The sequence below is a fragment of the Mycolicibacterium hodleri genome, assembly GCF_025822245.1.
GTDB lineage: Bacteria > Actinomycetota > Actinomycetes > Mycobacteriales > Mycobacteriaceae > Mycobacterium > Mycobacterium hodleri.
The window spans coordinates 518,663-540,577 of sequence record NZ_JACKTL010000033.1 but is presented as its reverse complement, the minus strand read 5'-3'; the positions used below and the strand labels follow the sequence as shown (position 1 = coordinate 540,577).

The window sequence follows — 21,915 nt, the reverse complement described above, 5'->3', positions numbered from 1 at the left end:
CCCAACAAGGAGTGTCCCAAATGATCCGATCTCGGCTCTGCATCGCGTTGGTCGCCATCCTCGCCTTCGTTCTCACCGCGTGCGGTGGCGGTGGCTCGTCGCCGTCGGGTCCGACGGAGATCGCGGTGTGGCACGGATACCAGGACACCGAGGGCGAGGTCTTCAAGGGGCTGATCGCCCAGTACAACAAGGATCATCCCGACGTGAAGGTCAGCGAGCTGTACTCCAGCAACGACCTGGTGCTGCAGAAGGTCCTGACCGCGGTGCGCGGCGGCAGCGCACCGGACGTCGCCTACATGTTCGGGTCGTGGTCGCCGAACATCGCCCAGATCCCACAGGTCGTGGACATGGCCGACGAGGTGAAGAACCCCGACTGGAAGTGGGACGACTTCTATCCGGCCGAGCGCGAAGCGGCGACGGTGGGCGACAAGGTCGTCGGCGTGCCGGCGCTGGTGGACAACCTCGCGATCGTCTACAACGAGAAGCTCTTCGCCGACGCCGGGGTGGCGCCCCCGACGAAGGACTGGACGTGGGACGACTTCCGGGCCGCCGCCGCCAAGCTCACCGATCCGAGCAAGGGTCAGTACGGCTGGCTGATCCCCGCCGACGGCAGCGAGGACACCACCTGGCACTACCTCCCGATGCTCTGGGAGGCCGGCGGCGACATCCTCAACTCCGACAACACGAAGGCGGCGTTCAACTCCCCCGAGGGCGTCAAGGCGCTGACCGTGCTGCAGCAGATGGCCGTGACCGACAAGTCGGTGTACCTCGACACCACCAACGAGAACGGGCCGAAGCTGATGAACAGCGGCAAGGTCGCCATGCTGATCACCGGCCCGTGGGATCTGAGCCAGCTGTCCGACATCTCCTACGGCGTGCAGGTGATGCCCACGTTCGCCGGCTCGAGCGGTGGCCACCAGACCATCGCAGGCCCGGACAACTGGGTCGTGTTCGACAACGGCGACGCCAAGAAGAAGGCGGCCGTCGACTTCGTGAAGTGGCTGTCCGCACCCGAGCAGGTCAAGGCGTTCTCGCTGGGCACCGGTGACCTGCCCATCCGCACCTCGGTGGGCCAGGACCAGTCGGTGCTCACCAAGCTCAACGAAAACGTGCCGGGCACGGGAACATTCGTCGAGAACCTCGCCAACGTGAAGAAGGTGAGGCCTACGGTTGGTCAGTACCCCGACGTCTCCGAGGCTCTCGGGCAGGCCATCGTGTCCGTCATGCTCGGCAAGGAGCAGCCGGCGGACGCCCTGAATTCCGCCGCCACGGCCGCCGACACGGCCCTGGCCGAGAAGTAGACGGGAGAACGCATGCCGTCACTGCTGGGACGACTGAGCCGCACCGACACCGCGGCGGGCTGGGCCCTTGCCAGCCCCGCGGCGGTGCTGATCGGAATCTTCGGCCTGCTGCCGGTGCTGATGTCACTGCAGTTGTCGTTCCAGCAGTCCGACCTGCTGCGTCCACAGACGCCGTGGGTCGGGCTGGCGAACTACCGCAAGCTCGCCGAGGACCCCGTCTTCGTCGAGGCGATCAAGCACACCATCGTCTACACCGCGCTGTTCGTGCCCGGCACCATGCTCGTCGGTCTGTTCGTCGCCGCGGCGATGAACAGGTCGGTGCGCTTCATCTCCGTCTACCGGACGGCCGCCTACATCACCATGGCGGTCTCCACGATCTCGCAGGGCATCATCTTCCTGTGGCTCACCGACCGTGACTACGGTCTGGTCAACGCCGGACTCAACGCGGTCGGCATCTCCTCGCAGCCCTTCCTGGCGTCGCCGTCACAGGCCCTGTTCGTCATCGTGGCGATGACGATCTGGGGGTGGACCGGCTTCTCGGTCATCGTCTATCTCGCTGCGCTGCAGGGTGTTCCGGCCGAGTTGCACGAGGCGGCGATGATCGACGGTGCCAGTGCGTTCACCCGCTTCCGCACCATCACCGTGCCGCTGTTGGGTCCGGCGAACCTGTTCCTGCTGGTGTGGCTGACCATCAACGCGCTGCAACTGTTCGACGAGGTCTACGCCACCACCCGCGGCGGCCCACTGCGGGCGACCACCGTGATCGTCTACTACCTGTGGGACCGCGCCTTCGTGCACTTCGACGCCGGCTATGCCGCGGCCATGGCCTACGCGCTGTTCGTCGTGATCCTGCTCATCACGGCCGTCCAGTTCCGGCTCGCACGGAAGCACGTGCAGAACTGATGACGACCACCGAGTCAGCCCCGACCGAAACCGTTGCCCGCGAGGCGCCCTCACCGCGGCGCGAGCGCGGGTTCCGGCTGCCGTTCAGCCCCTGGCATCTGGTGCTCATCCCGATGACCTTCGTGTTGATCCTGCCGCTGCTGTGGATGCTCGTCACGTCCCTGGAGACCGAGAGCGAGACCAACCACTTCCCACCGGTGCTGCTGCCCGAGCGGCCGCGGTTCGCGAACTACACCGAGGCCTGGGCGGCAGCGCCATTCGGCCACTTCTTCCTCAACAGCGCGATGGTCACGGTCGTGGTGCTGATCAGCAACCTGGTGGTCTGTAGCCTCGCGGGATACGCCTTCGCCCGCATCCGCTTCCTCGGTCGCGGCGCGCTGTTCGTGACGCTGATGGCGACGCTCATGGTGCCGTTCCAGGTGACGATGATCCCGGTGTTCCTCATCGTGAAGTGGTTCGGGGACAACGTCTGGGCCGGTCTCGGCATCGACCACATCGGGGCGTTGATGCTGCCCAACCTGGCGACCGCGTTCGGCATCTTCTTCCTGCGCCAGTTCTTTCAGACCGTGCCGGTCGAACTCGAGGAGGCCGCCCGGGTGGACGGCACGTCGCGGCTCGGCGTCCTATTCAAGATCGTGCTGCCGCTGTCGCTGCCTGCGATGTCCACCCTGGCGGCGCTGACGGTGCTGACCTCGTGGAACGACTTCCTGTGGCCGTTGATCGTCATCACCTCCCAGGACCAGATGACGATTCCGTTGGGGCTGAGCTACTTCCAGGGCGCCCACCGGGTCAAGTGGCCACTGTTGATGGCGGCGAACGTGATGAGCTTGCTGCCGATGCTGCTGGTGTTCATCGGCGCGCAGAGATACTTCGTCCAATCGGTCGCCAGTACCGGAATCAAGGGTTGAGGGGATTACGTTGGCAGAAGTCGAGTTTCGAGACGTCACCCGGAAGTACGCCGGTGGCACCGTCGCCCTCAAGAACCTGAACCTCACCGTCGGCGACGGCGAGTTCCTCATCCTGGTCGGGCCGTCGGGGTGCGGCAAGAGCACCGCGCTGCGACTGTTGGCGGGCCTGGACAAGCCCACCTCGGGTGAGATCAGGATCGGGGGTTCGGTGGTCAACGGCCTGGCCCCCGGCGAGCGTGACATCGCCATGGTGTTCCAGAACTACGCGCTCTATCCGCACATGACGGTGTACCGCAACCTGGCGTACGGGCTGCGGCAACGCCGGACCCCGAGGGACGAGGTCGAACGGCGGGTGCGCGAGACGGCCGCCCTGTTGGAGATCGACGAGCTCCTCGACCGCAAGCCCGGTCAGCTGTCGGGCGGACAGCGCCAACGGGTCGCGATGGGGCGTGCCCTGGTACGCAAGCCGCAGGCGTTCCTGCTTGACGAACCACTGTCGAATCTGGACGCGAAGCTACGCAACCAGGTGCGTGGAGATCTCAAGCGACTGCACCGAGAGCTGCCCGTCACCTCCATCTACGTCACCCACGACCAGGTCGAGGCGATGACCCTCGGGGACCGGCTGTGCGTCATGTCCCGTGGCGAGGTGCAGCAGATCGGCACCACCGACGACATCTACAACCGGCCGGCCAACACCTTCGTCGCGGCGTTCATGGGCAGTCCGCCGATGAACCTGATGCCCGGTGTCGTGCGCCACGGCACGCTCCACGTGGGGGACGCGGCGATCACCGCGGCGGCGACCCCCGACGGCCCGGTGACGGTCGGCGTGCGGCCCGAACACCTCGAGGTGCGCACGACCATGGCCGACGGCATGGTGCCCGCGCGCGTCGACTTCGTCGAGCCGTTGGGCAGCCACGCCCTGGTCACCGCCATCGTGGGCGACGACACCAGGGTGGTCGTGCAGGCGCCGGCGGGTACGTCGCTGGATGCGGGCACGCGCATTGGGTTGTCGATGCCGCCGGAGCGCACCTACTTCTTCGACGCGACGACCGGAGACGCGCACCCAACCCGGGAACGCATCGCGCTGTAGCGCTTACTGACGGCCAGGTAGATATGTTGCCTAAGCAAACTTTCGCGCCTCGACTCCGACGCGATGGGGCTGAGTCAGACGCCGTATCGCACGAGTTCGGCGGCTGTCACCAGGCGCTCGTGCTTGGCCGGAAAGTCGCGGCTGCGGACGGGATGGCGGAACAGTGACCAGGCCATACGGCCCATTCGCGAGCGGGCAATCGGATTGATGTACACGGTGTTACTCCTGCGGTCGTCTTGCTTCACCGTGGGCTCACACTAGTGCACGAACCCCGAGAATCATTAGACACCTGTGATCTGGCTAACACCAGAGGACGCGCCGACGAAAGATCGGATGTTTCTGGTGTGACTGGAGTGGTTACTGAGGCTCGCTGACGCCGGGTTGGCTAGCGCTGGGGGGCGGCCGTGGGCTTGATCGGCGCCGGGAGTGCCGTGCGACCCATGAGGTAGTTGTCCACGCCGGCGGCGGCGGCCCGGCCCTCGGCGATGGCCCACACGATCAGCGACTGCCCACGCCCCATGTCACCGGCGACGAACACGCCGGGTACCGAGGTCTGGAAGTCGTCGTCACGCTTGACGTTGCCGCGGTCGGTCAGCTCGACCCGTAGATCGGTCAGCAGACCCGACTTCTCGGGACCGACGAAGCCCATCGCCAGCAGGACCAGGTCGGCCTCCAGCTCGAAGTCGCTGCCGTCGAGCTTGGCGAACTTGCCGTCGCGCATCTCGACCTCGTGCACCTTGAGCGCGGTCACGTGCCCGTCGACGCCGATGAACTCCTCGGTGTTGACCGAGAACACCCGCTCGCCGCCCTCTTCGTGTGCCGAGGCGACCCGATACATGAGGGGGTAGGTCGGCCACGGCGTCGAGTCGGCGCGCTCCTCGGGAGGCCGCGGCATGATCTCGAACTGGTGCACGCTGGCCGCACCTTGGCGGTGCGACGTGCCGAGGCAGTCGGCACCGGTGTCGCCGCCGCCGATGATGACGACCTTCTTGTCCTTGGCGGTGATCGGCGGCTCGCCGTCCTCGCCGACCACCGGGTCGCCGTTCTGCACCCGGTTGGCCCAGGGCAGGTACTCCATCGCCTGGTGGATGCCGTCGAGTTCACGGCCGGGGATCGGCAGGTCGCGCCAGTCGGTCGCACCGCCGGACAGCACCACGGCGTCGTAGTTCAACCGCAGTTGTGCCGCGGTGAGGTCGACGCCGACGTTGACCCCGGTGCGGAACGTCGTGCCCTCGGCCACCATCTGCTCCAGACGGCGGTCGATGTGGCGCTTCTCCATCTTGAACTCGGGGATGCCGTAGCGCAGCAGACCACCGACGCGGTCGGCACGCTCGAACACCGTCACCTGATGGCCGGCCCGCGTCAGCTGCTGTGCCGCAGCCAGACCCGCGGGTCCCGACCCGACCACCGCGACCTTCTTGTTGGTCAGACGGTGCGGCGGAAGGGGAAGCACCCATCCCTCGTCGAAGGCGTTGTCGATGATCTCGACCTCGACCTGCTTGATGGTCACCGGATCCTGGTTGATGCCGAGCACGCACGACGCCTCGCACGGGGCCGGACACAGCCGCCCGGTGAACTCCGGGAAGTTGTTGGTGGCGTGCAGCCGCTCGATGGCGTCGTGCCACCGGTCCTTGTAGACCAGGTCGTTCCACTCGGGGATCAGGTTGCCCAAGGGACAACCGTTGTGGCAGAACGGGATACCGCAGTCCATGCACCTGGCGGCCTGGTCCTGCAGCACGTCGTGGGGGAAGTCCTCGTAGACCTCGTTCCAGTCGCGGAGGCGCAGCGGGACGGGACGACGCTGCGGCGTCTCGCGGTGGGTGTGCTTGAGGAAGCCGCGCGGGTCAGCCACGAGCCGCCGCCATGATCGCGGTGTTGACGTCCTCGCCGTTGCGCTCGGCTTCGGCGATCGCGGTCAACACCGACCGGTAGTCGCGCGGCATGACCTTCACGAAGTGCTTCAGTTGAGTCTCCCAATCCGACAGAACCCGTTGGCCGACGGCCGAATCGGTGGCGTCGACGTGCGCGACGAGCATCGCCTGCAACCACTCGACGTCGTCGTCGTCCAATCGCTCGAGCTCCACCATCTCGTCGTTGAGGTTGTCGGACAGCGTGCCGTGCAGGTCGTAGACGTAGGCCATGCCGCCGGACATTCCCGCGGCGAAGTTGCGGCCGGTGGGTCCGAGGATCGCCACCTTGCCACCGGTCATGTACTCGCAGCCGTGGTCGCCGACGCCCTCGACCACCGCATGGGCGCCCGAGTTGCGGACCGCGAAGCGCTCGCCGACCTGTCCGCGCAGGAACGCCTGCCCGCTGGTCGCGCCGAACAGGATCACGTTGCCCGCGATGATGTTCTCCTCGGCGACGAAGTCGGCGGGCGCATTCTCCGACGGTCGCACCGCGATGCGCCCGCCGGACAGACCCTTGCCGACGTAGTCGTTGGCGTCGCCGTAGACGCGCAGCGTGATGCCCTTCGGCAGGAACGCGCCGAAGCTGTTGCCCGCCGACCCGTCGAACGTGATGTCGATGGTGCCGTCCGGAAGCCCTTGTCCGCCATGCACCTTGGTCAGCTCGTGTCCCAGCATGGTGCCGACCGTGCGGTTGACGTTGGCGATGGTGGTCCGGAACTTGACCGCAGAGCCGGTGTCGAGGGCTTCGCGGCTCTGCGCGATCAACTGCTGGTCGAGGGCCTTGTCGAGCCCGTGGTCCTGCCGCGAGCTGCAGTAGAGGTCCTGGTTCATGAACGCCGACTCGGGTTCGAGCAGCACCGGCGACAGGTCCAGCTTGTGGGCCTTCCAGTGCGCGGCCGCCTCCTGGGTGTCCAGTGTGCCGACCTGCCCGACCATCTCGTTGACGGTACGGAAGCCCAACTGCGCCATGAGCTCACGCACTTCTTCGGCGATGAACCGGAAGAAGTTCTCGACGAACTCGGGCTTGCCGTTGAACCGCTCGCGCAGCAGCGGGTTCTGGGTGGCGACGCCGACCGGGCAGGTGTCGAGGTGACACACGCGCATCATGATGCACCCGGCCACCACCAGCGGAGCGGTCGCGAAGCCGAACTCCTCGCCACCGAGCAGCGCGGCGACGACGACGTCGCGTCCCGTCTTGAGCTGGCCGTCCACCTGGACGACGATCCGGTCGCGAAGACCGTTGAGCAGCAACGTCTGCTGTGTCTCGGCGAGCCCCAACTCCCACGGGGCGCCGGCGTGCTTCTGCGACGTGAGCGGGGTGGCACCGGTGCCGCCGTCGTGGCCGGAGATCAGCACCACGTCGGCATGGGCCTTGGAGACACCGGCCGCGACGGTGCCGACACCGTTCTCGGACACCAGTTTCACGTGCACCCTGGCACTGGGGTTGGCGTTCTTCAGGTCGTGGATCAGCTGCGCAAGATCCTCGATCGAGTAGATGTCGTGGTGCGGCGGCGGGGAGATCAGCCCGACGCCCGGCGTCGAGTGGCGCACCTCGGCAACCCACGGGTACACCTTGTGACCCGGAAGTTGGCCGCCCTCACCGGGTTTCGCTCCTTGAGCCATCTTGATCTGGATGTCGGTGCAGTTGGTCAGGTAATGGCTGGTCACGCCGAACCGGCCGGACGCCACCTGCTTGACCGCGCTGCGCCGCCAGTCGCCGTTGGCGTCGTGGTCGAAGCGGTCGACGGACTCGCCGCCCTCACCGGAGTTGGAGCGCCCGCCGAGGCGATTCATCGCGATGGCCAGCGTCTCGTGCGCCTCCGCGGAGATCGAGCCGTAACTCATTGCACCGGTGGAGAATCGCTTCACGATCTCCGAGACGGGCTCGACCTCGTCGAGCGGCACCGGCGGCCTGACGTCGTCCCGGAACTTCAGCAGCCCACGCAGCGACGCGAAGCGCGCGCTCTGGTCGTCGACCAGCTTGGTGTACTCCTTGAAGATCGCGTACTGGCCGGTGCGGGTCGCGTGCTGCAGCTTGAACACGGTGTCGGGGTTGAAGAGGTGGTACTCGCCCTCACGCCGCCACTGGTATTCGCCGCCGACTTCGAGCTCGCGATGCGCGCGCTCGTCGGGGCGGTCCAGGTAGGCCAGGGCGTGCCGCGACGCGACGTCGGCGGCGATGTCCTCGAGGTCGATTCCGCCGACGGGACAGTGCAGACCGGTGAAGTAGTCGTCGAGCACCTGCTGGCTGATGCCGATGGCCTGGAACAGCTGGGCACCGGTGTAGGACGCCAGGGTGGAGATGCCCATCTTGGACATCACCTTCAGCACGCCCTTGCCCGCGGCCTTCGTGTAGTTGGCCTTGGCCTGATCACTGGTGATGCCGGTGATGAGGCCACGGTCGACCATGTCCTCGATGGACTCGAACGCCATGTACGGGTTGATCGCAGCCGCGCCGAACCCGCACAGGGCGGCCATGTGGTGCACCTCGCGGGCATCGCCGGTTTCGACGACGAGACCGACCTGGGTGCGGGTCCGGTCGCGCACCAGGTGGTGGTGGACGGCCGAGACGCTCAGCAGCGACGGGATGGGCGCGAGCGATTCGTTGGACTCGCGGTCGGACAGCACGATGATGCGCGCGCCGTCGCGGATGGCCGCCGACACCTTCGCCCGCACGTCGTCGAGAGCTTCCTTCAGGCCCTGGCCACCACGGGCGACCGGGTAGAGACAGCGGATGACCGCCGCGCGCAGGCCGTGCTTGTGGCCGCGGATCTCGTGGTCGGGGTCGACGCAGATCAGCTTCGACAGCTCGGCGTTGCGCAGGATCGGGTTGGTCAGCACGATCTGACGACAGGAGTCGGCGGTCGGGTTGAGTAGATCGCCCTCGGGGCCGACGGTGCCCTGCAGGCTGGTCACCACCTCTTCGCGGATGGCGTCCAGCGGCGGGTTCGTCACCTGGGCGAACAGCTGATGGAAGTAGTCGTAGAGCATCCGCGGCCGAGCCGAGAGCACGGCAACCGGGGTGTCGGTGCCCATGGAGCCGATCGCTTCGGCGCCGCTGCGTGCCATCGGTGCGACCAGGAGGTTGAGTTCCTCGTAGGTGAAGCCGAAGGCCTGCTGCCGCAGCACGACGCGGTGGTGCGGCATGCGCACGTAGTCCCCGGGCGGCAGGTCGCCGAGGTGGAACAGGCCCGCGTCGAGCCATTCCTGATACGGCTTCTCGGCGGCCAGCTCGGCCTTGACCTCTTCGTCGGAGACGATGCGGCCCTGCGCGGTGTCGACCAGGAACATCCGGCCGGGCTGCAGGCGCATCTTCTGCACCACCGACGACGGATCGAGGTTCAGCACGCCGGCCTCGGACGCCAGGACGACGAGGCCGTCCTCGGTGACCCAGATGCGCGACGGCCGCAGACCGTTGCGGTCGAGCACGGCACCGATCACGGTGCCGTCGGTGAAGCACACCGACGCCGGGCCGTCCCACGGCTCCATGAGCGAGGAGTGGTACTCGTAGAACGCGCGACGCGCGGGATCCATGCTTTCGTGCCGCTCCCACGCCTCGGGAATCATCATCAGCATGGCGTGGGGCAGGCTGCGTCCGCCGAGGTGGAGCAGCTCGAGGACCTCGTCGAACCGCGCGGTGTCCGAGGCCCCGGGGGTGCAGACGGGGAAGATCTTGTCGACGTCGGCGTGCGAGCCGAAGACGTCGGTCTTGATGAGCGCCTCGCGGGCCCGCATCCAGTTCTCGTTGCCGGTGACGGTGTTGATCTCGCCGTTGTGGGCGACGCGGCGGAACGGGTGCGCCAGCGGCCAGGACGGGAAGGTGTTGGTCGAGAAGCGGGAGTGCACGATGCCCAGCGCACTGGTCAGCCGCTCGTCCTGCAGGTCCAGGTAGAACGCCTTGAGCTGCGGGGTGGTGAGCATTCCCTTGTAGGCGAACGTCTGGCCCGAAAGGCTTGGGAAGTACACGGTTTCGCGGCCGGGGCCGTCCTGGCCCGGGCCCTTGGTGCCCAGCTCGTGCTCGGCGCGCTTGCGCACCACGTAGGCGCGTCGCTCGAGGACCATCCCGGAGGCGCCGCCGATGAACACCTGACGGAACGTCGGCATCGCGTCGCGGGCCAGCGCGCCGAGGGAGGAGTCGTCGGTGGGCACGTCACGCCAGCCCAGGACGGTGAGGCCCTCGGCCTCGATGATCTTCTCCACCGATTCGCAAGCCGCCGCGGCGTCTCGGGACGACTGCGGCAGGAACGCCATGCCGGTGGCGTAGCTGCCCGCCTCGGGCAGCTGGAAGTCGACGACGGCACGGAGGAAGTCGTCCGGAACCTGCAGGAGGATGCCTGCGCCGTCACCGGTGTTGGGCTCGGCGCCCTGGGCGCCGCGGTGCTCCATGTTCAACAGGGCCGTGATGGCCTTGTCGACGATGTCGCGGCTGCGACGGCCGTGCATGTCGGCCACCATCGCCACGCCGCAGGAATCGTGCTCGTAGGCCGGGTTGTAGAGGCCCTGCTTGCGGCCTCCCTGCCTCGAGCCATGGTCGCTGGGCGCCATTCCCACCTGCCCTTCACACCTTCACGGAAGCCTGATGCTGACAGCCGTCAGCGACGGCTGTTGCCGGCGGGCGATGGGTCGAGCTACGTGCAGCACTGAACGACGGGACTTCCCACTCGCCACGAATGAGGAAACGATATGACAAACCCCGCCTGACATGCCAACTTAGTCAAGCCTAACGATCGAGCTGCACCGATGTGGGGACGTGACGCCCGGCGCGGCGGCGAGACGACGAAATCCGTTGTTGCGGTGAGCCGGTGAGGCAGTCGGTGCCGCCTGGGCCAAACATGGCGCCCGCCGCGCCCAACGCGCCCTAGTTTGCCATGACTATTCGCAATAGCGCCTGCCTGCAGCAATTTAATCTTGGCAATTTGCTGGCAATTGATTTTTCGCCGTCGGACGCGGTCCCGAAGCGCCCCGGAGGGGTGCGCACGCCGCGCCGGCGGCGCATGGACGCGCCGACGATCGGCCGCCTCGGCGCGGAACACTCGATTCTCACTGTCCGCCAACGACTTTGCGACACGCAGCGGTGACGCGGTGCAACGTCGGGGGTACCGACCGCGGACACCGCCGCCACGGATACCGTGCGGCACGGCCCCGCCACATCCGGAGACGTCGCAGATCCGTGTCGAGGATCGCAGCGCCCCCGCTGCCGATCACCCTATGCGGCGACGCGACGTCAGCCGAACCGGACGGGTGACGGCTGGTCCGGTCACCATCGGGACAAGTTTCGGCAACGACCGTTCCGAAAGTGTTTGGCCGCGTGGGACCCTCGAACCATTGGTGGCGCAACGGCGCGCCGCCGAGGGAGGACACTTCCATGACCACACCCACCATGTGGCATCGCCTGGCAGCAGAGTTCATCGGAACGTTCTGGCTCGTTCTCGGGGGTTGCGGTAGCGCGGTGTTCGCCGCGAAGTTCCCCTCCGGCGACGGCACCGCACTGGGCATCGGATTCCTCGGTGTCTCCCTGGCGTTCGGGCTGACGGTCCTGACCGGCGTGTACGCATTTGGCACCGTCTCCGGAGGGCACTTCAACCCGGCCGTGACGCTGGGGGCGGCCATCGCCAAGCGCGTCGAGTGGAAGGCGCTGCCCGCCTACTGGCTGACGCAGGTCGTCGGCGGCGCGGTGGCCGGCGGCGTCATCTACGTGATCGCCTCGGGCAAGGCCGGCTGGACGGCCGAGGGCAACATGGCCGCCAACGGATTCGGCGATCACTCCCCCGGTGGCTATTCGATGGTGGCGGTGCTGGTCACCGAGGTGGTCCTGACGGCGTTGTTCCTGCTCGTCATCCTCGGCTCTACCGACGATCGAGCGCCGAAGGGATTTGCCGGCTTGGCAATTGGGCTGACGCTCACGTTGATCCACCTGATCTCGATCCCCATTTCGAACACGTCGGTCAACCCGGCGCGGTCCACGGCGGTCGCGTTCTTCAACGGGGCAGGCGCACCGGCACAACTGTGGCTGTTCTGGCTGGCACCACTGGTGGGCGCGGCGATCGCCGGCGCCGCGTACCCACTTCTGTTCGGCCGCAACGAGGAACTCGCCGACCGCCCGGTCCGCGACGACGCACTGGAGGAGGTGAACTAGGTCGACGCACGACTCGGGCCCGCATCCCATGGGGATGCGGGCCCGCTCGCGGCTATTTGCTTAACCGAAGACTTACTTCTTCTTCGTCTTCTGCGCGGCGCCCTTCTCGGTGGACGCGCCCTGGTTGGCCAGATCGCCGCCCGCGTTCTCCAGGTGTGCACGAACGAACCACTGGAACTTCTCGAGTTCTGCGGCGTGGCCGATCAGCATGTCCTGCGACACCGGATCGAGGTCCTCGAGCGTGTGGATGGCCTTGCGGGTGTCTTCGTTGACCCCGGTGTACACCAGGTCGAGGGCGGCCAGGTGCGCCAGAACGGTGTCGCGACCCACGGAGTAGTCGTCCCACGTGCGGTCCTTGATGATGGCGCCCGGCGTGCCCTGCGGTGAGGCACCAAGGGTGGCGATGCGCTCGGCGGCCTCGTCGGCGTAGCCCCGAACCAACTCGACCTGCGGGTCGATCATCTCGTGGACGCCGATGAAGTTCGGGCCCACGACGTTCCAGTGCACGTGCTTCAACGTGAGGTGAAGGTCGTTGTAGGTGCTCAGCTGCTTCTGCAGCAGGTCGGCGACTTCGCCGGCGGCCTTGTCCGACATTCCTGGAATCGTGAATCCTGCCATGCGTTGTATCTCCCTTTCTCGCGCTTACCAAGACACCTACCCGCCTCCGCGGAGGGTTACACCCCCATGGCGCTGCAAGATCGGATCGCTACGCTCGCCACATGACCGAGTCGGCGCCCGGATTCACGGGTTTTCCAGAAGCCGCCCTCGACTTCTACGACGACTTGGAGATCGACAACACCAAGTCGTTCTGGGAGGCCCACAAGGACGTCTACCTGACGTGCGTGAAGGCGCCGACCTCCGCACTGGTCACCGCCCTGGAACCCGAGTTCGGCACCGCGAAGGTCTTCCGTCCGTTTCGCGACGTCAGGTTCGCCAAGGACAAGACGCCCTACAAGACCCACCAGGGTGCCTACGTCGGGGCAGGCCCCGCCTGCGGCTGGTACGTGGAGATCGCCGCCCGCGGGGTGCGCACCGGGGCGGGGTTCTACGACGCCAGCTCGGGTGACCTGGCCAGGATCCGGGCGTCGATCGTCAACGACCTCACCGGCGACCAGCTGGGCAAGATCCTGGCAAAGCTGACCCGGGCCGGCTTCACCGTCGGCGGCGACCGTCTGAAGACCTCACCGCGCGGGTTCGACGCCGACCATCCCCGCATCGACCTGCTGCGGCATCGTTCGCTGACCGTCACCAAGGAGTACGGCTTCGAACCGATCATCCACACGCCGGAGTTCGTCGACGCGGTGCGCGCGGACTGGCGGGCGGCCCGGCCGCTCGTCGAATGGGTGGCCGCCCGGCTGGGTGACTAGAGCGCGCGCAGATTCGGGATCGCCATTCGCGCCCCGAAGCGGGGATTGCGTGCCAGCCCGCTGACCTCCAGCAGCCGCACGGCCCGAAAACGGTGGGGCCGAAGTGGTTCCAGGAGTACGAGCATTTCCTCGTCGTCGATCCGGTGACCGAGCAACGTCGACCCCACGACGTTGGACAGGTGGTAGTCGCCGACGGACAACGCGTCGGCGTCGCCCCACGCCCGTTGGGCGACCTCGGCGGCCGTCCAGATCCCCACTCCCGGCAGCGTCATCAATGCGGTCCTGGCGTCCTCCGACGGACGTTTCGACAGGCGCTCCAACGCGTCAGCCCGCTGCGCACACCCCACCAGCGTGCGCGCGCGTCCCGGGTCGACGTTGGCGAGATGAAACTCCCACGACGGGATGCGCCGCCACACGTCGGCCGGCGGGGGCACGCGCATGCGCTCGGGAGCGGGGCCGGGCGCGGGCGACCCGAACTTCGTCACCAGCAGCCGCCAGGCCCGGAACGCGTCCTTGCCCGCCACCCGCTGTTCGAGCACGGCGGGGACGAGCGCCTCCAACACCTGGTTCGTGCGGCCGAGGCGTAGGTGCGGGACCCGCCGGTGGGCCACCGCAATCGTCGGTTCCTCCGGAGCGAACCCGGTCGCGTCGTCGTCCACGCCCAACAGCGCCGGCAGCCGGTCGAGGAACTCGGGGGCACCGGCGCCCCACGCCTCGCAGTCGACGGTCGTGCGCGACGACGTCACGATGCGCGCGGTCACCGGCCCACTGGGCAGCAGGCTGGTCTTCCAGATCGCCCCGTCGACCAGCTGGTAACAGGGGTCACCCGGGCCGCGACGCTGCGGGGACAGCGTCATCGAGGGGCTCGCGGGCCTCTCGAAGGTGACGCTGGCGTGACTCGACACCGCCAAAGATTATCCGACCGCGACGTCGGCCTTGTCTGCGTAGAACGCCACGTGACCTGCGATGGCACCCACGGCGGGGTACGGCTGCTCGTAGGTCCAGATCGCGTCGTCGACGGTGCTGCCGGCGGCGCTGAGGTGGTAGTAGTTCGCCTCGCCCTTGTACGGGCAGTAGGTGGTGGTATCGCTGCGCGTCAGCGCCGAGGGCGACACGTCGGCCAGGGGGACGTATTGCACGGCCGGGTAGGTCGACTCCTGCAGGGTCAGCGCGGCGTCGGTCTCGGCGACGACCTCGCCGTTCACGCGGACGACGACGTGCTTGCCGGTCGGCGTGACGGTGATGGGGTGCTCTGCGGTGGGCTCAAGGACGGTTCGTTCGGTCATCTTCGAACCAACGTTGGCCGACCCGGCCTTGTTTCCGAGCCCGCTCGTTACCATCGCGCCATGAACGAACCCTCGGCGCAGGCGTCGGTGACGATCGCGGCCAGCTGCGCCGACGTGTACGCCCTCATCACCGACCTCCCGACGATGGCCACGCTCGCCGAGGAGGCCCATGCGATGCAGTGGCACCGCGGGGACGGCGCGGCGCCCGGTGCGGTGTTCAAGGGGCGCAACGCCAACGGCGGCAAGTCGTGGACCACCACGTGCACCGTCACCCACGCCGAGCCCGGCCGGGTGTTCGCCTTCGACGTCAAGAGCATGGTGGTCCCCGTGGCGCACTGGCGCTACGACATCGAACCGGTCGACGGCGGCTGCCGGGTCACCGAGCAGACCTGGGACCGGCGGCCGGGCTGGTTCCGCAAGCCCGCGGGCATCGCGACGGGGGTCTCCGACCGCACGTCGGCCAACGAGAAGAACATCGAGCTGACGCTGCAGCGGCTGAAGGCCCGAGCGGAGGGGACTTAGGGCTTGCGGCTGATCCGGTCGGCGACCGACGCGATCGGCGACGTCGTGGCGCGGCCGCCGAACTCGTGCCGGTCGGCGGCCTTGTAGGCGAGGTAGAGGCTGCGGACGCCGAGCCAGCGCAACGGCTCGGGCTCCCAGTTCTTCGATCGATGTCCCACCCAGGCCAGCTCCGTTCGCGGCGTCTTCTCACCGAGCACCAGATCCGCCAGCGTCCGCCCGGCGAGGTTGGTCGCGGTGACGCCGTGCCCGACGTAGCCGCCCGCCCAGCCGAGCCCGGTCGTCCTGTCGAAGTCGACGCCGGCCGACCAGTCCCGCGGAACCGCCAGCACCCCACACCACCCGTGGGCGATCGGGACGTTGCGCACCTGGGGCAGGACGTCGTGCAACACGGCGGTCAGCTCCCGGATGGTGCGCTGCGGCACGCGACCGTCGACGTCGGTCCGCGACGCGTACCGGTAGGGCACGCTGCGACCACCGATGGCGATGCGGTCGTCGGCCGTGCGCTGGGCGTAGAAGAATCCGTGCGCCATGTCCCCGACCGTCTCGCGGCCGTCCCACCCGATGGACTCCCACACGTCCGGACCGATCGGCTCGGTGGCGATCAACGAACTGTTCATCGGCAGCCAGCGACGCTTCAGCCCCGGCAACCCCGCCGTGAAGCCCTCGGTGGCGCGTAGGACGACGGGTGCCCGGACGGTGCCAGTCGGCGTGGTGGCGCGGCCGGCGGCGATCTCCGTCACCGGAGACATTTCGTAGACGTCGACGCCCAGGCGTTCCACGACGTCGGCCAAACCGCGGGCCAGCGCAGCCGGCTGGATGCGGGCACAGTGCGGCGTGTGATGGGCCGCGACCACGCGAGAGAACCGAACCCGTTGCGCCGCTTCGGCCGTCGTCAACTCGGTGAAGTCGGTGAACCCCCAGCTGCTTTCCTCGGCGCGCCGTTCGGCGAGCCGCCGGGCCTGGGCGGCGTTGCGGGCGATCTGCAGGGTGCCGCCCTTGACGATGCCCGCGTCGACGCCCTCGCGCCTGGCGACGTCGACCACTTCGTCGACCGCCTCGACGAGCGCCCGCTGCCAGGCCACGACCGCGTCGCGGCCACGCTCGCGGGCAAGCTCGTGCCGATCACCGGGGGCCATCGCCGACAGCCAGCCACCGTTGCGGCCCGACGCGCCGAAGCCCGCGAACCGCGCCTCCAGGACGGTGACGCGCAGCGACGGGTCGGCGCGCTTGAGGTAGTAGGCGGTCCACAGCCCGGTGAACCCGGCGCCGACGATGCACACGTCGGCGTCCCGATCCCCGGGCAGCGCCGTGCGCGGCGACGGGATCTTGTCGAACCAGTGGGAGACGTGACCGTTGACGGGAGGCACCCCGAGAGTCTGACAGAGCACTCAGTGGCTAGCCACGATCCTGCCAGCCGTCGACTTGCGCGCAGCCGTCGTGCCAGCAGGACGGTCCACGCCGGGACTCCGGACGGTCGCCCACCTGCACCACCCGGTAGTAGGTGGGACGTCCACAGACGCACGTGTCGCCGGTGTACTCGTTTCGCCTGGACATGGTGAGGGGGATGCCCCGGTCTCGACGGAATTACTCCAACGCCGGTCGGTCGGGCAGGCTGGACCCACGATGACCACCGCCCCTGCCCTGCTGCCCGACCCTGGCGACCTGTCCACGCTGCGCGCCAAGGGCACCGATCCCGACGAACTGTTCGCCTCGTTCGCCGCCTGGGCCGAGGCGAGCGGCACCGTGCTGTACCCGGCACAGGAGGAAGCGCTGATCGAGTTGGTCAGCGGCGCGAACGTCATCCTGGCCACCCCGACCGGCTCGGGCAAGTCGCTCGTCGCGACCGGCGCGCTGTACGCGGCGCTCGCGGCGGGGACGCGCAGCTTCTACACCGCACCCATCAAGGCACTGGTCAGCGAGAAGTTCTTCGCGCTGTGCGACGTGTTCGGGGCAGCCAACGTCGGAATGCTGACCGGCGACGCCTCGGTCAACGCCGGCGCGCCGATCATCGCGTGCACCGCCGAGGTGTTGGCCAACACCGCCCTGCGGGAGGGCGCCGACGCCGACATCGGGTTGGTGGTCATGGACGAGTTCCACTTCTACGGCGACCCCGACCGGGGGTGGGCCTGGCAGGTCCCGCTGCTCGAATTGCCAAGGGCGCAATTCCTGCTGATGTCGGCCACCCTGGGCGACGTCACGTTCCTGCGCGACGACCTGACCCGTCGTACCGGCCGGACGACCGCGCTGGTCGCCAACGCCGAACGGCCCGTGCCGCTGCACTACTACTACGCGACCACCCCGATGCACGAGACGATCCAGGACCTGCTCGACACGAAGCAGGCTCCGGTCTACGTCGTGCACTTCACCCAGGCCTCGGCCCTGGAGCGAGCGCAGGCGCTGATGAGCGTCAACGTCAGCACCAAGGAGGAGAAGGCGGCCATCGCCGAACTGATTGGTGCCTTTCGCTTTTCGTCGGCCTTCGGCACGACGCTGTCGCGGTTGGTCCGGCACGGCATCGGCGTCCACCACGCCGGCATGCTGCCGAAGTACCGGCGACTGGTCGAACAGCTGGCCCAAGCCGGTCTACTCAAGGTCATCTGCGGCACCGACACGCTCGGCGTCGGCATCAACGTGCCGATCCGCACGGTCGTGTTCTCGGCGCTGTCGAAGTACGACGGCACCCGCACCCGGTTGCTCAACGCCCGCGAGTTCCACCAGATCGCGGGCCGCGCCGGGCGGGCCGGTTACGACACCGCGGGCACCGTCGTGGTCGAGGCGCCCGAGCACGAGGTCGAAAATCTCAAGCAGTTCGCCAAGGTCGCCGACGATCCGAAGAAGCGTCGAAAGTTGGTGCGCCGCAAGGTGCCCGAGGGCATGGTGCCGTGGAGCGAGAAGACGATGACGCGCCTGGTGGAGGCCTCCCCCGAGCCGTTGACGAGCAACATGCGGGTGTCGACGGCGATGATCCTCGACGTCGTCGACCGCCCCGGCGACCCGTTCGTCGCGATGCGGCGCCTGCTCACCGACAACCACGAGCCGCGCAAGCGACAGCTCAAGCACATCCGGGAGGCGGTCGGCATCGCCAGGTCGCTGCTGCAGGCCGGGGTACTGGAACGGCTCCCCGAGCCCGAGCCGGACGGACGGCGTTACCGGCTGACCGTCGACCTGCCACCCGACTTCGCCCTGAACCAGCCGCTGTCGACGTTCGCCCTCGCCGCCATCGACGTGCTCGACCCCGCCTCGGATACCTATGCGCTGGACGTGGTTTCGGTGATCGAGGCGACGCTGGAGGATCCCCGCCAGATCCTGTCGGCGCAACTGAAGAAGGCCAGGGGCGAGGCCGTCGCCGCGATGAAGGCCGAGGGCATCGAGTACGACGAGCGGATCGCGCTGCTCGACGACGTGACCTATCCCAAGCCGCTCGAGGACGTGCTCGGGCACGTCTTCGACGTGTACCTGCAGAGCAACCCGTGGGCCGCCGACGGTCAGCTGTCGCCGAAGTCGATCGTGCGCGAGATGTGGGAGCGGGCCTTCACGTTCCGGGAGTTCGTCAGCGTCTACGCGTTGACCCGCTCCGAGGGCGCCGTGCTGCGCTACCTCTCCGACGCGTTCAAGGCACTGCGGTCGGGTGTGCCCGCCTCGGCCCGCACCGAGGAGGTCACCGACGTCGTCGAATGGCTGGGTGAGCTCGTCCGCCAAGTGGATTCGAGCCTGCTCGACGAGTGGGAGCAGCTCACCAGTCCAGACCAGCCGCTGGACGCCCCGGTGGCGGTGCCGGCCCGACCCCGCCCGCTGACCGGCAACGAGCGCGCCTTCACCGCGATGGTCCGCAACGCGCTGTTCCGGCGGGTAGAACTCTTCGCGCGCCGGCGCTGGTACGACCTCGGCCAGCTCGACGGGGACGCCGGGTGGACCACCGAACGCTGGGCGGAGGTGGGTGCCGAGTACTTCGAGGAGCACGATTCCGTCGGCACCGGCGCCGACGCCCGTGGCCCCGCCCTGCTGATCGTCGACCGCCAGCCCGGCCGGTGGGACGTGCGGCAGATCCTGGACGACCCTGCCGGCGACCGGGATTGGGGCTTCGACGTCGAAGTCGACCTGGAGGCCTCCGACGAGGAGGGCACGGCGGTGATCCGGGTGGTCGACGCGGGGCGGATGGGGTAGCACGCCGCGCGTCCCCTGTGGATCACTTCACGACTGTGGATGAACCACTGCCCCAAAGGTTTCTGCCCCGCCTTCCGTCGGTGCTGCGAGACACGCTCGCGGTACGAACCGACAGAAGGGCAGACACGCCATGTGCTGGCAATGCGACCATCCCGACAAGACCCTGGACGACTACCTCGCGCTGATTCGCGAGACGATCGTGGCGCACGGCTGGGCCGTGCAGCACGTCGAAAGCGACCGCAGGCCCCTCTCCTACACGATCGGGCTGCACGATCGCGGTCTGCCGGAGCTCCTGGTCACCGGCCTGCCCACCAAACAAGCCGGCTGGCTGCTGAACACGTTCGCCAAGCGGATGACCGCCGGTCTTCGAGCGGTGCCCGGCGATCAGCTCGTGCTGCCGGCCGACACTCGCCTGGAGGTGGTCGACGTCGAGCATCCGGATGCGCACATGGGCATCGCCGTCGCGATCGAGGGCTACGACGTCCGCGCGATGCAGCTGGTGTGGGCCGACGGCCGGGGCCGGTGGCCCTGGGCTCCCGGGTTCGACGGCGGTCACCGACGGCAACCGGTGCTCGGAGCGCGGACGACCAACGCGTGATCAGCCCCAGGAGGTCTCGCCGTGGCGGTCGACGAACCGCCCCGAGCCGTGGCCGGGACCCTCCGTGGCGAGCGCGACGACGGCGTCGGTGCCCTCGGTGACGGTCTGTGGCCCGGAGTTCGCGTTCAGGTCCGTCGCGGTGTAGCCGGGGTCGGCGACGTTGATCCGAATGTCCTTGAACGCCTTGGCATACTGGGTCGTCAACATGGTGAGCGCAGCCTTCGAGGCCGTGTATGCGGGGGCCACCATCGACGACTCGGCACGCGACGGGTCATGGGTGAGTTCCAGTGATCCCATTCCGCTGCCGACGTTGACGATCACCGGGTCCGACGAGCGTCGCAGCAACGGGAGGAAGGCGGTGGTCGTCCGGACCACCCCGAGCACGTTGACGTCGAACACGGCGTGAAAGTCCGTGGCCGTCAGATCGGCGGCGTCGGCGTACGGACCGGCGACGCCTGCGTTGTTGATGAGCACGTCGACCGATCCCTCGTGCTCCTCCACGTCCTTGGCCGCCGCGGCCACCGAGGCGTCGTCGGTGACGTCGACCTGGACGAAGCGGGCACCGAGGGCGTCGGCCGCGGCGCGGCCCAGTTCCCGATCACGGGCTCCCAGCAGCACGGTGTGACCCTGCTCGACGAGCCGACGGGCCGTCTCGTAGCCAAGGCCCTTGTTGGCTCCGGTGATGAAGGTGATCGTCATGCCCCCATGCTGCCTCGTGCCAACACGAGTGCCCGTACGACCGAGCAGGAGCGGCCCGACAACCGGTAGGAGAAGTCAGGACCGATGGCGCGAAAAGGCCGACCAGCAAACGCGCCGATGCTAGCCTCCGACCAGCAGGGAGTCGGCGTCGACGCCGACGGCACGTCGACCGCGGAGGAACGGCCATGAGCACTGCGGCTGAACGCGCCACCCAACTCGACCTGGTCGCGAGGCTCAAGTCCTCCTATCCCGAACTGCCCGACGCGCCCACCCCGGACCTGCTCGACCATGCCCGGTTCGTGGCGTACATGAAGCCCGTCCACGACGTCGGCGGCGAGCCCGATGCTCCGATGAAGTACGAGAACAAGGACTACGAGTACTGGGAGCACATGACCTACGTCATGTGCGAAGTGCTTGCCTGGCGCGGCATTTGGTTGTCCGAGGCGCGGCGTCGCATCGGCAACGTGGACGTCCAGCGGGCGGTGTATCTCGGCTTTCCCTACTACGGCCGGTGGCTGCTGTCGGTGGCCCGCGTGCTGGTCGAGAAGCACCTGGTCGGCCTGACCGAACTCACCGAGCGGATGGCCGAGGTCCAGCAGCGCTACGCGGACGGGCTGGCCGGCAAGACCCTCCGGGCGCAGCCCAGGTTCGAGGGCGACGGGGCTGGGATCCCGCGCAACACCCACGTCGTGCACGCCCAGGGCAAGGGCGACCCGCAGGTCTACGCGGGCAGGGCGGGCACCCCGAAGTTCGCGGTGGGCGACCGGGTGTTGGTGCGGGAGCTGCCCGTGCTGTTCTACACGCGCACACCGGAATACGTGCGCGGCGCCACCGGTGAGATCGCCGCCGTCGCGTACGAGAGCCCCGCCGCCGAAGACGAGACCTGGGACATCCCCGACGCCAAGCCGGAGTGGTTCTACGTCGTGCAGTTCACCATGGCCGAGCTGTGGGACGACTTCAACGGACCGCCCACCGACACGCTGCGTACCGAGATCCCCGAACGCTGGCTGCGCGCCGCCAACTGAACGGAC

At 68.1% G+C, this 21,915-nt stretch carries 19 protein-coding genes; 11 read left to right on the top strand and 8 right to left on the bottom strand.

What is annotated here, in order from left to right:
* Nucleotides 1-20: 20 nt before the first annotated feature.
* Genes H7J06_RS15080 through H7J06_RS15065 form a run of 4 tightly spaced genes read left to right on the top strand, consistent with a single transcriptional unit; the run spans nucleotide 21 to nucleotide 4,202 of the window.
* Nucleotides 21-1,301, top strand: a complete 1,281-nt coding sequence (locus H7J06_RS15080; RefSeq protein ID WP_264039707.1) for an ABC transporter substrate-binding protein — start codon at nucleotides 21-23, stop codon at nucleotides 1,299-1,301.
* Between the two features lie 12 nt (nucleotides 1,302-1,313).
* On the top strand, nucleotides 1,314-2,204 hold the full coding sequence (locus H7J06_RS15075) for a carbohydrate ABC transporter permease (RefSeq protein ID WP_149479918.1): 891 nt from the start codon (nucleotides 1,314-1,316) through the stop codon (nucleotides 2,202-2,204).
* Complete coding sequence (locus H7J06_RS15070) at nucleotides 2,204-3,112, top strand: carbohydrate ABC transporter permease (RefSeq protein WP_264039705.1); 909 nt, start codon at nucleotides 2,204-2,206, stop codon at nucleotides 3,110-3,112. Before H7J06_RS15075 ends, H7J06_RS15070 begins: the two co-directional genes overlap by 1 nt.
* Before the next feature lie 10 nt (nucleotides 3,113-3,122).
* Nucleotides 3,123-4,202: an ABC transporter ATP-binding protein gene (locus H7J06_RS15065; RefSeq protein WP_264039704.1), complete on the top strand. Its 1,080-nt coding sequence runs from the start codon at nucleotides 3,123-3,125 to the stop codon at nucleotides 4,200-4,202.
* 74 nt (nucleotides 4,203-4,276) lie between these two features.
* Here H7J06_RS15065 and H7J06_RS15060 read toward each other — a convergent pair whose 3' ends face one another.
* The 3 genes from H7J06_RS15060 to gltB all read right to left on the bottom strand — a co-directional run bounded on the left by H7J06_RS15060 (nucleotide 4,277) and on the right by gltB (nucleotide 10,657).
* Nucleotides 4,277-4,447, bottom strand: coding sequence for a hypothetical protein (locus H7J06_RS15060; protein WP_264039780.1), 171 nt, complete (start codon nucleotides 4,445-4,447; stop codon nucleotides 4,277-4,279).
* Nucleotides 4,448-4,587: 140 nt separating this feature from the next.
* Nucleotides 4,588-6,054 carry a glutamate synthase subunit beta gene (locus tag H7J06_RS15055; RefSeq protein WP_264039703.1) on the bottom strand — a complete coding sequence of 489 codons (1,467 nt, stop codon included), beginning with the start codon at nucleotides 6,052-6,054 and terminating at the stop codon, nucleotides 4,588-4,590.
* Nucleotides 6,047-10,657, bottom strand: coding sequence for a glutamate synthase large subunit (gene gltB, locus H7J06_RS15050; protein ID WP_264039702.1), 4,611 nt, complete (start codon nucleotides 10,655-10,657; stop codon nucleotides 6,047-6,049). The genes H7J06_RS15055 and gltB overlap by 8 nt, the downstream gene beginning before the upstream one ends.
* A gap of 323 nt (nucleotides 10,658-10,980) precedes the next feature.
* On the opposite strand from gltB, the gene H7J06_RS15045 reads away from it, so the two are divergent.
* Both H7J06_RS15045 and aqpZ read left to right on the top strand, forming a co-directional pair.
* Nucleotides 10,981-11,190 (top strand): hypothetical protein, encoded by a 210-nt coding sequence (locus H7J06_RS15045; RefSeq protein WP_264039701.1) that lies wholly within the window; start codon nucleotides 10,981-10,983, stop codon nucleotides 11,188-11,190.
* A gap of 287 nt (nucleotides 11,191-11,477) precedes the next feature.
* Entirely contained in the window at nucleotides 11,478-12,248 is a 771-nt protein-coding gene (gene aqpZ, locus H7J06_RS15040; RefSeq protein WP_264039700.1) for an aquaporin Z, read from the top strand.
* Nucleotides 12,249-12,320: 72 nt separating this feature from the next.
* On the opposite strand, the gene H7J06_RS15035 is transcribed toward aqpZ, so the two are convergent.
* Entirely contained in the window at nucleotides 12,321-12,866 is a 546-nt protein-coding gene (locus tag H7J06_RS15035; RefSeq protein ID WP_264039699.1) for a Dps family protein, read from the bottom strand.
* A gap of 101 nt (nucleotides 12,867-12,967) precedes the next feature.
* On the opposite strand from H7J06_RS15035, the gene H7J06_RS15030 reads away from it, so the two are divergent.
* Nucleotides 12,968-13,615, top strand: a complete 648-nt coding sequence (locus tag H7J06_RS15030; protein WP_264039697.1) for a DUF2461 domain-containing protein — start codon at nucleotides 12,968-12,970, stop codon at nucleotides 13,613-13,615.
* Here the strand turns inward: H7J06_RS15030 and H7J06_RS15025 are convergent.
* Both H7J06_RS15025 and H7J06_RS15020 read right to left on the bottom strand, forming a co-directional pair.
* Nucleotides 13,612-14,472 carry a DNA-3-methyladenine glycosylase family protein gene (locus tag H7J06_RS15025; protein ID WP_264039778.1) on the bottom strand — a complete coding sequence of 287 codons (861 nt, stop codon included), beginning with the start codon at nucleotides 14,470-14,472 and terminating at the stop codon, nucleotides 13,612-13,614. The two genes, H7J06_RS15030 and H7J06_RS15025, sit on opposite strands and share 4 nt — an antisense overlap.
* Nucleotides 14,473-14,529: 57 nt before the next feature.
* Nucleotides 14,530-14,901 carry a DUF427 domain-containing protein gene (locus tag H7J06_RS15020; RefSeq protein ID WP_264039696.1) on the bottom strand — a complete coding sequence of 124 codons (372 nt, stop codon included), beginning with the start codon at nucleotides 14,899-14,901 and terminating at the stop codon, nucleotides 14,530-14,532.
* Between the two features lie 60 nt (nucleotides 14,902-14,961).
* Here H7J06_RS15020 and H7J06_RS15015 point away from each other — a divergent pair, with 60 nt between their 5' ends.
* Nucleotides 14,962-15,423 carry an SRPBCC family protein gene (locus H7J06_RS15015; RefSeq protein ID WP_264039695.1) on the top strand — a complete coding sequence of 154 codons (462 nt, stop codon included), beginning with the start codon at nucleotides 14,962-14,964 and terminating at the stop codon, nucleotides 15,421-15,423.
* On the opposite strand, the gene H7J06_RS15010 is transcribed toward H7J06_RS15015, so the two are convergent.
* The gene (locus tag H7J06_RS15010; RefSeq protein WP_264039694.1) at nucleotides 15,420-16,790 is read right to left on the bottom strand and encodes an NAD(P)/FAD-dependent oxidoreductase; all 1,371 of its coding nucleotides are present in this window, start codon (nucleotides 16,788-16,790) and stop codon (nucleotides 15,420-15,422) included. The genes H7J06_RS15015 and H7J06_RS15010 overlap by 4 nt on opposite strands.
* A 256-nt stretch (nucleotides 16,791-17,046) precedes the next feature.
* Between H7J06_RS15010 and H7J06_RS15005 the strand changes: the two genes are divergently transcribed.
* Both H7J06_RS15005 and H7J06_RS15000 read left to right on the top strand, forming a co-directional pair.
* The gene (locus H7J06_RS15005) at nucleotides 17,047-19,587 is read left to right on the top strand and encodes a DEAD/DEAH box helicase (protein WP_264039693.1); all 2,541 of its coding nucleotides are present in this window, start codon (nucleotides 17,047-17,049) and stop codon (nucleotides 19,585-19,587) included.
* A gap of 130 nt (nucleotides 19,588-19,717) precedes the next feature.
* Nucleotides 19,718-20,185 carry a DUF4262 domain-containing protein gene (locus H7J06_RS15000; RefSeq protein ID WP_264039692.1) on the top strand — a complete coding sequence of 156 codons (468 nt, stop codon included), beginning with the start codon at nucleotides 19,718-19,720 and terminating at the stop codon, nucleotides 20,183-20,185.
* On the opposite strand, the gene H7J06_RS14995 is transcribed toward H7J06_RS15000, so the two are convergent.
* Nucleotides 20,186-20,884: an SDR family NAD(P)-dependent oxidoreductase gene (locus H7J06_RS14995; protein ID WP_264039691.1), complete on the bottom strand. Its 699-nt coding sequence runs from the start codon at nucleotides 20,882-20,884 to the stop codon at nucleotides 20,186-20,188.
* A 185-nt stretch (nucleotides 20,885-21,069) separates the two neighbouring features.
* On the opposite strand from H7J06_RS14995, the gene H7J06_RS14990 reads away from it, so the two are divergent.
* Nucleotides 21,070-21,909 (top strand): SH3-like domain-containing protein, encoded by an 840-nt coding sequence (locus H7J06_RS14990; protein WP_264039690.1) that lies wholly within the window; start codon nucleotides 21,070-21,072, stop codon nucleotides 21,907-21,909.
* Nucleotides 21,910-21,915: the final 6 nt, after the last annotated feature.

Excerpts from the sequence above, each read along its gene's own strand:
- H7J06_RS15080 (WP_264039707.1), top strand. The coding sequence starts at position 21 with ATGATCCGATCTCGGCTCTGCATCGCGTTGGTCGCCATCCTCGCCTTC.
- H7J06_RS15075 (WP_149479918.1), top strand. The coding sequence starts at position 1,314 with ATGCCGTCACTGCTGGGACGACTGAGCCGCACCGACACCGCGGCGGGC.
- H7J06_RS15070 (WP_264039705.1), top strand. The coding sequence starts at position 2,204 with ATGACGACCACCGAGTCAGCCCCGACCGAAACCGTTGCCCGCGAGGCG.
- gltB (WP_264039702.1), bottom strand. The coding sequence starts at position 10,657 with ATGGCGCCCAGCGACCATGGCTCGAGGCAGGGAGGCCGCAAGCAGGGC.
- H7J06_RS15045 (WP_264039701.1), top strand. The coding sequence starts at position 10,981 with ATGACTATTCGCAATAGCGCCTGCCTGCAGCAATTTAATCTTGGCAAT.
- aqpZ (WP_264039700.1), top strand. The coding sequence starts at position 11,478 with ATGACCACACCCACCATGTGGCATCGCCTGGCAGCAGAGTTCATCGGA.
- H7J06_RS15035 (WP_264039699.1), bottom strand. The coding sequence starts at position 12,866 with ATGGCAGGATTCACGATTCCAGGAATGTCGGACAAGGCCGCCGGCGAA.
- H7J06_RS15030 (WP_264039697.1), top strand. The coding sequence starts at position 12,968 with ATGACCGAGTCGGCGCCCGGATTCACGGGTTTTCCAGAAGCCGCCCTC.
- H7J06_RS15025 (WP_264039778.1), bottom strand. The coding sequence starts at position 14,472 with ATGACGCTGTCCCCGCAGCGTCGCGGCCCGGGTGACCCCTGTTACCAG.
- H7J06_RS15020 (WP_264039696.1), bottom strand. The coding sequence starts at position 14,901 with ATGACCGAACGAACCGTCCTTGAGCCCACCGCAGAGCACCCCATCACC.
- H7J06_RS15015 (WP_264039695.1), top strand. The coding sequence starts at position 14,962 with ATGAACGAACCCTCGGCGCAGGCGTCGGTGACGATCGCGGCCAGCTGC.
- H7J06_RS15005 (WP_264039693.1), top strand. The coding sequence starts at position 17,047 with ATGACCACCGCCCCTGCCCTGCTGCCCGACCCTGGCGACCTGTCCACG.
- H7J06_RS15000 (WP_264039692.1), top strand. The coding sequence starts at position 19,718 with ATGTGCTGGCAATGCGACCATCCCGACAAGACCCTGGACGACTACCTC.
- H7J06_RS14995 (WP_264039691.1), bottom strand. The coding sequence starts at position 20,884 with ATGACGATCACCTTCATCACCGGAGCCAACAAGGGCCTTGGCTACGAG.
- H7J06_RS14990 (WP_264039690.1), top strand. The coding sequence starts at position 21,070 with ATGAGCACTGCGGCTGAACGCGCCACCCAACTCGACCTGGTCGCGAGG.